The sequence below is a fragment of the Marinifilum sp. RC60d5 genome (assembly GCF_052400665.1).
Taxonomy (GTDB): domain Bacteria; phylum Bacteroidota; class Bacteroidia; order Bacteroidales; family Marinifilaceae; genus JBQTGK01.
The window spans coordinates 100060-113170 of the sequence record NZ_JBQTGK010000004.1 but is presented as its reverse complement, the minus strand read 5'-3'; the positions used below and the strand labels follow the sequence as shown (position 1 = coordinate 113170).

Sequence of the window (13111 nt, the reverse complement as noted above, 5' to 3'; positions counted from 1 at the left end):
CGAAAATTTTGCGGAGAGAGGGGGATTACTCCTCGTTACACTCGTCATGAACATGTTACGAACCCCGGTTCGAATCATTCATTACTCAACAAGTCCTCAAGCTCCAAGTTTCAATTATTATTGAAAAACTTAGCGGAGAGAGGGGGATTCGAACCCCCGGTACCAATTGCTCAGTACGCCAGTTTAGCAAACTGGTGGTTTCAGCCACTCACCCACCTCTCCGTATTGCGGTAGCAAAAGTATGTAAATATTTCACATCTGCAAAATATTTATTCAGCAATAGCTAAAGAATTTTACTTGTGTTATTATAGTAAATTATAAATCAGCGAGATTCTGAATTAATTTTTTTTTATTTTTTTTCAAAAAAAAAGCCGAAAAGGTTTTTCTTCCCTTTTCGACCGCTTTTTCAGGTGTATTTTAATTATTTTTTCTTCCCTTTATCTTTAGGATTTGCAATATTATCTCTCATGTTGGTATCGGCTTCGATATTTTTCATTCGATAATAATCCATTATTCCTAATTGTCCATTTCTAAAAGCTTCGGCCATTGCTCTTGGAACTTCGGCTTCCGCCTCAATAACTTTAGCTCGCATTTCCTGAGCCAATGCTTTATTTTCTTGTTCCGATGCCACAGCCATTGCTCTTCGTTCCTCAGCCTTTGCCTGGGCGATTTTTAAGTCAGCCTCAGCCTGATCGGTTTGAAGTACTGCACCAATATTTTTTCCTATATCAATATCAGCAATATCAATTGAAAGAATTTCGAAAGCCGTACCTGCATCCAAACCTTTTTCCAAAACTACTCGAGAAATATAATCCGGATTTTCCAAAACTGCTTTATGCGATTCATTCGAACCAATTGATGATACTATCCCTTCACCAACTCTGGCCAATACTGTTTCTTCACCTGCACCACCAACCAACTGGCGAATATTCGCACGAACCGTTACTCTGGCCTTTGCAATTAACTGAATACCATCTTTAGAAACTGCTGTCACAGGAGGCGTATTAATTACCTTTGGAATAACGCTCATCTGAACCGCTTCATACACATCACGACCAGCCAAATCGATTGCTGTAGCCATTTGAAATGGTAATTCTATATTAGCTTTAGATGCTGAAACCAAAGCGTGAGTTACCTGAGCTACGTGACCTCCAGCCAGGTAGTGAGCTTCTAAATCATCCCGATTTAATACCAATCCTGCTTTTGTACCCTCTATTAATGCACTTACAATTACATTTGGCGGAACTTTACGCCAACGCATAAACACAAGTTGTATTAGCGAAATTCTTACTCCCGATAACAGAGCCGAGAACCACAATGCAACTGGAATAAAGAAGAAGAGAATATAAATTCCCACTCCAACAGCAGCAAAAATTAGAACTATTGTACCAATTCCTTCCATTTGAATAGTTTTATATAGGTTTTACAATTACTATTTTATCTAAAATGCCAACAACTTCTACTTTTGTTTTCTCATCAATATAAACTCCTGTAGATTTTGCTTCCACTATTTTTTTTTTCAATTTTATCTTACCCATGGGTGCTAAACGAGATACACAAATACCTTGATCTCCCACATTAACTTTTTCTGCTTCCAGTTTCTCAACTTTCGAGTTAAGCTCGGTTTTAAGCATTATCTTATTCCAGGTATTCGATTTTAAAGCTAATAGTAAAGATAAAGTGCAAAAAATAATTGTTGCTAAAACGGTAAGATGCCCAATTGTATTTCCATAATGATCGTAAGAAAGATAAATTCCTCCTGTAATCATTAAAACACCCCCAAGAGCAGCCAAAGTAATTCCTGGAATCACTAAAAATTCAAGAAGTAATAGTAGCACTCCCAATACAATAAGCAAAACAATAATTAAGGCAGTCATCTAATAAAATCAATTAACAATTATACAATAGTAACTTTCAGGCCCATTTCTACTAAGCGATCTCTCATTGGCCTTATTATACTCATTCTCCCTTTTTTCACATCACACTTTCCTTTGTAGTGTGTAATATAGGCACATTGTTCGGCCTGTCCTGCATCATGATCACAAACCTCTACTAAAGCATCTACAACAAAATCGAAAGTATGAAAATCATCATTGTGTAATAAAAGTGTATTGCGATTTAGTCTGTCACTTAAAACATCGCTCTCTTTATTTGAATATTTCTTATCGCAATTACACATATTTCTTCTCTATTGACGCAATATTTCAAGTGCCTGTTGAATGGTAATTTTGTCTGTTCCCGAAAAAGCAACTGTAAATGCATCGCTTAAACCGGCTTCTCTTAATTCCATTTTCAATTTACTCACTTTACTATAAGAATCAAAATTACCAACAGTACAAATTGTATATCCTCTATAGTCTTTTGTATAAGCGATAGCATATTTCGAGAAAGCCTTTAATTTATCTTTCACATCCTGTGTTACATTCTCCGAAAATGCACCTACCTGGACTCTAAACGAAATTTCTCCTGATTTTTTTATATTGGATTTTTTTGCAGCAGACTTTGGTGCTTTAACAACCGGACTTGCTTGATAATTCTGATCGGTAACTTTAATTGCAGCACTTAAATTGGTCTTTTTGCCATTTTTATATGCTACAACAAATGCATTAGGGAACAATTGCCTGATTTCAGGAATTGCATCTTTTGCTTTAGCAAATGAAGAATAATCGCCCACCATATATTTGTACAGTTTCCCATTCGACACCAACTCTTCTTTCAAAGGATTTAATCCTGAAAAGAAACTTCGTCCTCTCTTGCTTGAGAATACTCCAACTTGCAAATGGTAAACATAGCCTGTTTCCATTACAGTAGAGTTTACGATTGCTTTTTCAGGTAATTGTTCTGATGTCTTGATCAATTTCAATTGATTACCTGTTGCCACAACATCAGTTTCAACAGTCCCAACAATATGTTTATTTAAATAATCCGATTCAATTTTTCTTGCCTGATTTAATTTCTCTTTTGCCTGATTTTCCATTTTAAAGGAAGCTTGTTCCAACAAAGCAATTTGCTTGCTTAAATTTGTTTTTGCATCTCCAGATAAAGAACTAAGTTTTCCTCTATAATTCTCGGTAACAAGTCGCAAACTATCCGAATTAAATTCGTCATTTTTAGTCTCTATAAAAAAGTTACGAGCCTCTTTCGATTTAAACTCAGTAAGATAATGATAAGATAATTTGTCGGACACCGCAAAATTAAAGTAAGGAAAACTCCCCTCCTTAAACTTCATACTATACTTTATTTTCTCATTCTTAGGAGTAGACTCAAAACTATTGCTTTTAGTTATAGGTTTTAAAATAGCCAAGTCAACCAATTGGTCGGGATTCATAACCACTTTTTGTTCTGGATATTCCGAGAGTTTAATTCGATATACTGTAAGCTCATTTTTTCCATTTTCACGACTCGAAGCAAAGCATGCATATTCATCATTATGATCGGTAGCAAAAAATAAATCGTTAGATGATGAATTTATTGGAAAACCCAGATTCTCGGGTTCTGTCCAGGTATTTGTAATTTCATTGTAAACCGATTTAAAAATATCAAATCCACCCATACTTGTATGACCTTGCGAACAAAAATATAAGGTTCTACCATCGGCTGCCATATAAGGGAATACTTCATCAAACTCAGTATTTAAAGCTGTAAGTGACTCCCAATCTCCCCAACCTCCATTTTTTAATCGTTTTGCTCGATATAGGTCTCGCCCATTCTTTTTATTTTTTCCAAAACTAGAGAAATATATAAACTGACCTTTTTTAGCTAAACTCGCAACATCTCTATCGCCAGTACCATCGTAACGCGATTTAATTGATTTGGTTTTTTTGGATAATCTATCATCAAATCCTTCAAGCTTATAGTGTCTGAAAAATTCATTTTTGCCAACCGTTTTTTTCTCTTTTAAATCAACAACATAATAAGAATTAACAAGAGGCAACCCATTTTGACACATTACAATTAACTGATCAATTCCAGTTGATTTTTTCTTGTAATATTCTCGAAATTTTCGGTAGTAACGTATGGCAGAATTAAATTGATAATTCATGTGAAAGGCTCGACCTAAGAAATAAGGTACCGAAGCATTAACATTTCTTGTTGAAGCAATTTTTAAATGTGAGATAGCCTCAGATATATTATCATTTAATTCAACCTGGCAAACACCTAAATAATAGTTATACTCGGGATCCTGAGGATATACATTTATTAGCTCCCCATATAATGGAAGTGCTTTTTGGTAATTTTCAGAATCGAAAAAAGCAAATGCTTCCTCTTCTATCTGCTGTTCAGTTTTTCCTCCGCTAAAGCTTTGGGCAAATAATATTTGGGCAATAAACAGAGCGATTATTAGCAAACTACTGCGTAATCTCATAGTTTTATTCATAGGTTAAATTTCTTGCTTACAGATTTTTTTGATAAAAAAATCCAAATCAACAATACATTTATTCCCCTCTAACTTTTAAATGAATTCTTTTTACACAAACTCATAACATAGTACAGGAGATATAAAAAGTTAATATAGTAATTTTTTTATAACAAAGATAATATATTAAGTGTAAGTACAAATAACAACACTTGCAATAAAATTAACAAAATATAATATTTATCAGAAAAAAAAGAATCAAAATAAAATGTTTTGCTACAATTTTTTTTAACTTCATAAGTTGATAATTTTACCGTCGAAAATTCGCTCCGCTATCAGGATAAAGGTATATTTGTAATTCTAATTTTCTATCAAATGACACACTTAAAAGAAGGAGGTAAAGCTCCCGAGTTTAAAGGATTAAATCAAGACGAAAAGCAATTAAGTCTTTCCGATTTTAAAGGCAAGAAGTTAATTCTTTACTTTTATCCAAAAGATAATACTCCTGGATGCACTGCCGAATCATGCAATTTGAATGAAAACTACGATTCGCTTACAAAAGCAGGATTTGAAGTTTTAGGAGTAAGTCCAGATAAGATTGCATCGCACCAAAAATTCATTGCCAAGCATAATTTGGCATTTAACCTTATTGCCGATACCGAAAAAGAAATTCTGGAGGCTTACGGAACTTGGGGAGAGAAAAAATTATATGGTAAAACATATATGGGTGTATTGCGAACTACCTTTATTATTTCTGAAGATGGAATTATTGAGAAAATCTTTTCAAAGGTAAAAACAAAAGATCACACCAATCAGATATTAACTGAATTGGGATTAAAATAGCAATCAGCGGTCAGCTAACAGCAACATATTAATTGCTGTGAACTGTAAGCAGATAGTTATAAGCTTAATTGAAAAAAAATTTAAACACATATTATGGCTGCAAAAGATATTGCTGAAATTAACAAAGAAAAGCTGAAAGCACTTCAGCTTACAATGGAAAAAATTGACAAAACCTACGGTAAAGGTGCTATTATGAAAATGGGCGACGAAGCTGTAGAAGACCTTCCTGCTATTTCATCAGGCTCTATCTCTCTGAATATGGCTTTGGGTATTGGAGGATTTCCTAAAGGAAGAATTGTTGAGATATATGGTCCTGAATCGTCGGGTAAAACAACATTGGCAATTCACGCAATTGCCGAAGCACAAAAAGCTGGTGGTATTTGTGCCATTATTGATGCAGAGCATGCTTTCGATCGTTTTTATGCAGAAAAATTAGGTGTCGATACTGAAAATCTATTAATTTCTCAACCAGACAACGGTGAACAAGCTCTTGAAATTGCCGATCAGCTAATTCGTTCATCAGCTATTGATTTGGTTGTAATTGACTCGGTAGCCGCCTTAACTCCAAAAGCTGAAATTGAAGGCGAAATGGGAGATTCAAAAATGGGTCTTCAAGCTCGTTTAATGTCTCAGGCTTTGCGTAAACTTACTGGTAATATCAACAAAACAAATACAACTTGTATTTTCATTAACCAATTGCGTGAAAAAATTGGGGTAATGTTTGGTAACCCAGAAACTACAACTGGTGGTAATGCTTTGAAATTTTACGCTTCAGTTCGTTTAGATATCAGAAGAATTGGACAAATTAAAGATGGCGACGAAGTTAGAGGTAACCACACTCGTGTTAAAGTTGTGAAAAATAAAGTTGCACCTCCATTTCGTAAAGCTGAATTTGATATCATGTATGGAGAAGGTATTTCTAAAACTGGTGAAATTATTGATTTAGGTGTTGAATACAATATCATTAAAAAATCAGGTTCATGGTTCTCGTATGGCGAAACTAAATTAGGTCAAGGTCGCGAAGCTGTTAAAAAACTAATCAGCGACAATCCTGAATTATCTGAAGAATTAGAAAACAAAATTATTGATGCAATTAACAATCCTGCTAAATAATTTTTATAGAACATCATATAATGAGACTCTCGCTAAGCGAGGGTCTTTTTTTATGATAGCATCTAAATTTACTCTTACCATGTGAGCATATAATAAGCAATTATAATTTAGATTACCTAAATAAATAACACCCAATATAGACTGACATTATCATATTTATCTTATTAAACCATAAAGATCTGCATCTAAAAAAAACGTAATTCATAATTGTTCACTACATTTACACATCGAAAATAATTAACACAACAAATTCCTATAATCATGAAAAACAAACACCTTTTGTTAGGATTGGCTATTATTACCGGCATGACTTCATGTCAAAGCACAGCTACAGAATCAAATGACGATTCGTCCTACAAAACACCAGAAACAAAACTTGAGTCGGACATCATGACTCCTGAAGTTTTATGGTCCTTTGGTCGTATGGGAGGAGAAAGTATCTCGCCCGACGAAAAAACGGTTCTTTATGGAGTAACTTACTTTAATAAGGAAGAAAATAAATCGTATCGCGATTTATACACCGTGCCAGTTGCTGGTGGCAATGCTGTTCAAATTACCAATACAAAAAGTAAAGAATGGGGCGAACGCTGGACTAAAGATGGTAAAATTGCTTTTCTATCTGCCCAAAGCGGATCGGTTCAAATTTGGGAAATGAATGCCGATGGAACTGATCGCAAACAGCTAACCAATATCGACGGTGGAATTAATGATTTTAAATTCTCTCCTGACGAATCAAAAATTGTTTATTCTAAAGAGGTAAAACTAGAAGAAAATGTTCAGGATAGACATCCGGATCTACAAAAAGCTGATGCCAGAGTAATTCAAGACGAATTCTATCGTCACTGGGATCACTGGGTAGAAACTTATACTCATCTTTTCGTTGCTGATTTTAATCGCGAAAGCATGCTAAAAGATGGCAAGGACATTATGAAAGGTGAAAAATGGGAAGCCCCTGTTCGTCCATGGGGCGGAATGGAACAGGTTGGATGGACTGTTGATGGAAAAAACATTGCCTACTCTTCTCGTAAAAAGCAAGGTGTTGCTTATGCAACATCAACCAATACGGATATTTACTTCTACAATGTAGAAAATGGCGAAACCATCAACAAAACTGAAGGCATGATGGGATACGACCAAAACATTGCTTTCTCTCCCGACGGAAAATATATGGCCTGGGAAAGTATGGAACGCGAAGGATACGAAGCCGATCAAATTAGATTATTCCTTTTAAACCTATCAACAGGCGAGAAAAAATACATGACCAAAGGATTCGATCAAAATGTGGGACATCTTAGCTGGACAAAAGATAGTAAATCGATCTATTTTATCTCTGACTGGCATGCAACCGATGAAATTTACCGCATAGATATTGCCGATGCTAAGATCCATAAAATTACAGAAGGTGTTCATAATTACCAGTCTGTTTATCCTATTGGTGATAAGCTAATTGCTAAAAGAGTATCGATGAGTAAACCTGCCGAATTGTATAATGTAGATGCAAAATCGGGCGAAGCAACAGAAATATCTTTTATTAATAAACACATCTTAGATCAACTGAGCCTTGCTAGCGTTGAAAAACGATGGGTAAAAACTACCGATAACAAACAAATGCTGGTATGGGTAATTAAGCCTCCGCATTTCGACAAGAACAAGAAGTATCCTGCTCTTCTTTATTGTCAGGGCGGACCACAAGGAACAGTTTCTCAATTTTGGAGTTATCGTTGGAATTTTCAGATGATGGCTGCCAACGACTATGTTATTGTAGCTCCAAACCGCAGAGGCTTACCCGGATTTGGAAAAGAATGGTGCGAACAAATATCGGGCGATTATGGCGGTCAAAACATGAAAGATTACCTTTCGGCTATCGATAATGTAAAAGCTGAAAAATATGTTGACGAAAATCGTTTAGGCTGTGTAGGTGCTTCCTATGGTGGATTCTCCGCTTACTGGTTAGCTGGTAACCACAACAAACGCTTTAAAGCATTTATTGCACACGATGGAATGTTTAATCTTGAAGCACAATATCTGGAAACAGAAGAAATGTGGTTTGTGAACTGGGATTTAGGCGGAGCTTTCTGGGATAAGTCAAATAAAATTGCTCAACGTTCTTATGCAAACTCACCACATAAATTTGTTGACAAATGGGATACTCCAATAATGATTATTCATGGAGAGAAAGACTATCGCATTGTGGCTTCGCAGGGTATGCAGGCATTTAATGCTGCACGACTTAGAGGAATTCCTGCCAAATACCTATACTTTCCTGAAGAAAACCACTGGGTACTTGGTGTTCAGAACGGAATTTTATGGCAACGCGAATTTGCCAGTTGGTTAGATAAATGGTTGAAAAAATAAATTTAAGATCTAAAATTTTAGATTCAATACAATAGAAATAATCCCTGTCAATTTTGAACTACAGTTCTTAATTTGGCAGGGATTTTTTTAATATAAAAAATAACAAATGAAAAATAAAAAGACGAATTCTATTTTTCCAACAAAACATGAGATTCTGAAATAGAATTCCTAATTACGTATTCGTAATATATTCTCCTCTTTTTTCCCTAAGTTTGAGAAAAATTTTTAATCATCAAATGAAGAAATTCTTCTTATCAACCACAGTAATGGCAATTTTTGCCTGCCTTTTATGGGCAACACCATTTACAGCAATTAAAATTGGATTGAAATACACCACTCCCTTACAATTTGCCGGACTCCGCTTTTTTATATCGGGCATTTTAATCCTGCCTTTTATTAAAGACTTAAAATACAAAATTTTAGAATCGAAAAAACGATGGAAATTTGTATTATGGGTTGCTCTTTTACAAACCACCTTACTTTACGGATTATTTTATACCGGAATTAGCTATGTTCCGGGAGCTTTAGGAGCAATGCTAATTGGTGCACAGCCTCTTTTCGCAGCTATCATGGCTCACTTTATGCTAAACAATGACAAAATGAGCTGGCAAAAAATCATGGCTATTATTTTAGGTATGACTGGAGTATGCATCATAAGTCTTGGGCGATCCGATTTTGTATTGTCTACCACAATTCCTCTTGGTGTAGGAATTTTAATTTTGAATAATATTGTGGGTAGCACAGGTAATGTTATCGTTTCGCGCGATGCTAAAAACATGCCTCCACGAGTACTGGCATCCTTCTCGATGATTATTGGTGGTGCTTGCCTTCTATTAATTTCTATTCCTGTTGAATCACCACCCTGGCACTTTAATTTCCCTGCCGAATATTTTATTTCCTTAGGATGGCTAGCTATGGTTTCGGCTTTTGCTATTACCATTTGGTTTGGCCTTTTGCAACGCCCAGGAGTTAAAGTTTCCAATTTAAATACATGGAAATTTATTATTCCAATTTTTGGCGCATTTCTAAGCTGGTCCATTTTGCCTGGCGAACATCCCGATGCCCTTTCAATTGGCGGAATGATTGTAATTGCCTGTAGCTTATTACTAGTTAACTATTTTAATCGGAGAGCAATTAATAATTCATCAACTTCTCAAACGAAAACCATACTTACAAAAAGTTAATTTATTACAAGAATTTATAGTAATTGATCTTATTTTCTCTTTTTCTCTCGGCGCACCAACTTTATATTCTCGAAGTAGTTCATCATGCGGCGCAATACATCTGCCCATAGTGTTAGGAATAGAAAAACTGTTCCTAACCACACTACTGCCAAATTAAACCAATAGGTATCGATATAAAAGTTTCCAATGCGCTTTACATGAGAATAAAAGTGAGATCGTCCAAATTTAGAATCGGGCGACATAAATATTGGATCTTTCTTTTGAATCAACTGGTAATCAACCTCTATCATCTTATTTACTTCGTTTCTATTCAGAACTAAATCGGCTAAAGCCTGATTATAATAAGCCTGTTTAAACTGATAAACTCCATCTCTGCCAAGCGAATCAACCAATCGGGAATATTCAAAATCTTTTTTATAACCCGATTCGCTGCTCAGTCCTAAATAATACAAACCAACCTGATCTAAAAAACTTTTGGTTTGCTCTGCCACATTTAAGTTAAAATCTTTACTATTTAACTTCTGCAAATCATAAATCACCTCAACACCAGCATCATCCGCCATTTCTTGTATTTCCGACCTTAGCATTTTAAAATAAGCATTAAGTTCATTTTCATCTTTCTCGAACTCAATACTACGTTCACATTCTAACAATACCGACTCTAATTTAGGAATCAAAAAAGAAGTTTTAAATGCTGCATCACTTATTCCTTTCTCATAATCGAAAAAATGCTTTTCGAACTCATTATTCTTAAACTGAGCAACAGCCAGTGCCTCATAAGTCCAGCGAGTAGTCATAAAATCACCAACAATTGGCACATAAACTTTATCGGTTACTCCGTAATGCAAATCATCAAATTTAATCATTGCACCCCCCAGTAAAAGTTGAGGTACCAGAATTAAGGGAATTAAAATATAAATGGTAATTACCGAATTTAAACCCGAGGAAATATTTAGGCCAATCATATTCGAAAAGCACGAAGTAGTAAAAAGTACAAACCAATATGTAAAAGTCATGCCTTCGATTCCGAGAATAAAATTGCCTAATATCACGAAAGTAATGGATTGTATTGCCGACAAAACAAACAAAAACATAATTTTAGACGAGAGGTAACTAATTCTGCACAAATTCAAAAATTTCTCTCTTTGTAATAGTTTTTTATCGCGTATAATTTCTTCGGCACTAACGGTTAATCCAATAAACATAGAAACCACAACTGCCATAAACAAGAAAACCGGAAAATTCTTATTCTCACCAAAAAGATAATTGCCATCAGCAGTATATTTTGTAAAATACCCCAAAATAATAGCCAAAAGTGGAGCCTCAAAAAGATTAATAATTAAATACTGCTTATTTGTTAATTTCGAGAGCACATTACGAGTCCAAAAAATAGAAAATTGCTTTAGCCTTCCCGGAATCTTAAAATCGTTCTGGGGTAATTTTTTTTCTGGTCGCAATACTATCTGATTCGCCTCAATATTATCCAAATATTTTTGATACCATTCGGCAGGCTTCACACGCCTTTCTCTTGTCGGTTTTCCCTGATCATCGATTAATTTGGTTTCAACAATTTGCAAAACCTGATCAGGATTCACATTACCACAGGCCACACACTCACTCTCAGAAGCATTTACCTGGGAATTTTGAGTTTTAAAATAAACAATTGCATCAATTGGATTTCCAGTATAAATTGGATATCCACCTTTATCCAAAATCCAAAGCTTATCGAACATTTTAAAAATATCGGATGATGGCTGATGAATATTTACGATCACCAATTTTCCTTTTAGAGTTTGCTGTTTTAAGAGCCTCATCACCATTTCCGAATCGGTCGACGATAATCCCGAAGTTGGCTCATCAACAAGCAGAATTGCCGGCTCGCGCATCAGCTCCAAACCAATATTTAATCTTTTTCTCTGTCCGCCACTAATAAATTTATTTAAAGGATTACCAACTTTTAAATCGCGGGCTTCATACAAATCTAAGTCCTGAAGCATTTTCAGAACAGTTTTCAGAATCTGGATTTCCGAAAAATCCTTAAAACAGAGCTTCGCATTGTAATATAAATTCTGAAAAACAGATAATTCCTCAATCAACAAATCGTCTTGTGGAACAAAACCTATTAAGCCCTGAACTGCAAGCCGGTTTCTGTGTATTTCAAAATCATTTATTCTAATCTCTCCATTATTTAATGTAAGATTTCCATTCAACACATTTAGCAAAGTAGATTTACCTACACCGCTACCGCCCATAATTCCAATTAACTGCCCACTTTCTTCACAAATATTAAATTTCTGAATTCCATTATTTGAGTTTTTAAATTTAAACTCAACATCTTTAGCTGTAAATATTATTTTTTGCTGCGATTCCTCTTTCAAAAATCTACCGGCAATATCGGAGTAATAAATAGATTGAATATTGGGTCCTTTAATAATTGAGCCATTACTAAGCTGATATGTTTTTTCTGAGATTATCTTGTTCCCTTCAAGATAAAGATTTAACTCACCCTCGTACTTAAATACCAAAAGGTTAACACTCTCAATATACATAACAACAATTCGGCCATACAGATTTTCGCAATAAAGATGTTTAAAATCATTCGTATCTTTTTTAGTTTCTTTTTTCATAAACCAGGAAAGATTCTCTGACCATTCTGTAATTTTATTATCTATAATCAGGAACTTGCTCTTATCGAACTCATCCATGGTATCGCCCCAAACAAAAGATAAACTGTTAATAAACTCGGAACGGGAAATTTTAAAATTTTCGGCAACAATACTAATAAACTCAAATTCACTTTCGCTTACCAACTTATCTTCATATACAAATTCGAGTAAACGAAGTAATACAATTAAACGCTCTTCCTGTACCAGCTCTACTTTTATTTTCGAGCACACCTTCGATGCTTCGGCAAGAGTAAGAATTTCGGTATTACGGGAACCAGAAATAGATTGATACTCTATTTCGCGACGATAAAATTCAAAGTAGTTTTCAAATAAACGTAAATATTCATCCTGTATATCTGCTTTTACATAGCGACTAAGAAAACTTTCTACAATTACTTTTCCTTTCCCAGAAATACCTTCTTCTTTAGAACTGGCAACAATTGCAAAAAGATGCATTAGAGCATTTAGTATCGATTCTCCCATTTATATGTGAAAAATTTATTATTCTAAGTTTGAACTATTCTTAAAAATACAATTAATTTCTTAACAAAAAGAAAGCGAAATCCCGATTATTTACATAAAAAAAACTGTCT

At 34.7% G+C, this 13111-nt stretch carries 9 protein-coding genes and 1 tRNA gene; 4 read left to right on the top strand and 6 right to left on the bottom strand.

Annotated elements, in window-relative coordinates; translation table 11 throughout:
- Window positions 1-133: 133 nt before the first annotated feature.
- The 5 genes from ACT3CE_RS10700 to ACT3CE_RS10680 form a co-directional block, all read right to left on the bottom strand.
- Window positions 134-222: transfer RNA gene (locus tag ACT3CE_RS10700), tRNA-Ser, on the bottom strand.
- Between the two features lie 199 nt (window positions 223-421).
- A complete protein-coding gene (gene floA / locus ACT3CE_RS10695) occupies window positions 422-1402 on the bottom strand; it encodes a flotillin-like protein FloA (RefSeq protein WP_444709770.1) in 981 nt (326 codons plus the stop codon).
- 10 nt (window positions 1403-1412) lie between these two features.
- Complete coding sequence (locus ACT3CE_RS10690) at window positions 1413-1877, bottom strand: NfeD family protein (RefSeq protein ID WP_444709769.1); 465 nt, start codon at window positions 1875-1877, stop codon at window positions 1413-1415.
- 20 nt (window positions 1878-1897) lie between these two features.
- The gene (locus ACT3CE_RS10685; protein ID WP_444709768.1) at window positions 1898-2179 is read right to left on the bottom strand and encodes an ATP-dependent Clp protease adaptor ClpS; all 282 of its coding nucleotides are present in this window, start codon (window positions 2177-2179) and stop codon (window positions 1898-1900) included.
- A gap of 9 nt (window positions 2180-2188) precedes the next feature.
- Window positions 2189-4378, bottom strand: a complete 2190-nt coding sequence (locus ACT3CE_RS10680) for an SPOR domain-containing protein (RefSeq protein WP_444709767.1) — start codon at window positions 4376-4378, stop codon at window positions 2189-2191.
- Window positions 4379-4732: 354 nt separating this feature from the next.
- Here ACT3CE_RS10680 and bcp point away from each other — a divergent pair, with 354 nt between their 5' ends.
- The 4 genes from bcp to ACT3CE_RS10660 all read left to right on the top strand — a co-directional run bounded on the left by bcp (window position 4733) and on the right by ACT3CE_RS10660 (window position 9852).
- Complete coding sequence (bcp, locus tag ACT3CE_RS10675) at window positions 4733-5200, top strand: thioredoxin-dependent thiol peroxidase (RefSeq protein ID WP_444709766.1); 468 nt, start codon at window positions 4733-4735, stop codon at window positions 5198-5200.
- Between the two features lie 93 nt (window positions 5201-5293).
- A complete protein-coding gene (recA, locus tag ACT3CE_RS10670) occupies window positions 5294-6313 on the top strand; it encodes a recombinase RecA (RefSeq protein WP_320117132.1) in 1020 nt (339 codons plus the stop codon).
- Between the two features lie 261 nt (window positions 6314-6574).
- Window positions 6575-8668 (top strand): prolyl oligopeptidase family serine peptidase, encoded by a 2094-nt coding sequence (locus ACT3CE_RS10665; protein ID WP_444709765.1) that lies wholly within the window; start codon window positions 6575-6577, stop codon window positions 8666-8668.
- Between the two features lie 236 nt (window positions 8669-8904).
- Complete coding sequence (locus ACT3CE_RS10660) at window positions 8905-9852, top strand: DMT family transporter (protein WP_444709764.1); 948 nt, start codon at window positions 8905-8907, stop codon at window positions 9850-9852.
- A 29-nt stretch (window positions 9853-9881) separates the two neighbouring features.
- On the opposite strand, the gene ACT3CE_RS10655 is transcribed toward ACT3CE_RS10660, so the two are convergent.
- Complete coding sequence (locus ACT3CE_RS10655) at window positions 9882-13001, bottom strand: ATP-binding cassette domain-containing protein (protein ID WP_444709763.1); 3120 nt, start codon at window positions 12999-13001, stop codon at window positions 9882-9884.
- Window positions 13002-13111 lie beyond the last annotated feature (110 nt).

Coding starts and splice junctions, on each gene's coding strand:
- floA (WP_444709770.1), bottom strand. CDS start 1,402: ATGGAAGGAATTGGTACAATAGTTCTAATTTTTGCTGCTGTTGGAGTG.
- ACT3CE_RS10690 (WP_444709769.1), bottom strand. CDS start 1,877: ATGACTGCCTTAATTATTGTTTTGCTTATTGTATTGGGAGTGCTACTA.
- ACT3CE_RS10685 (WP_444709768.1), bottom strand. CDS start 2,179: ATGTGTAATTGCGATAAGAAATATTCAAATAAAGAGAGCGATGTTTTA.
- ACT3CE_RS10680 (WP_444709767.1), bottom strand. CDS start 4,378: ATGAATAAAACTATGAGATTACGCAGTAGTTTGCTAATAATCGCTCTG.
- bcp (WP_444709766.1), top strand. CDS start 4,733: ATGACACACTTAAAAGAAGGAGGTAAAGCTCCCGAGTTTAAAGGATTA.
- recA (WP_320117132.1), top strand. CDS start 5,294: ATGGCTGCAAAAGATATTGCTGAAATTAACAAAGAAAAGCTGAAAGCA.
- ACT3CE_RS10665 (WP_444709765.1), top strand. CDS start 6,575: ATGAAAAACAAACACCTTTTGTTAGGATTGGCTATTATTACCGGCATG.
- ACT3CE_RS10660 (WP_444709764.1), top strand. CDS start 8,905: ATGAAGAAATTCTTCTTATCAACCACAGTAATGGCAATTTTTGCCTGC.
- ACT3CE_RS10655 (WP_444709763.1), bottom strand. CDS start 13,001: ATGGGAGAATCGATACTAAATGCTCTAATGCATCTTTTTGCAATTGTT.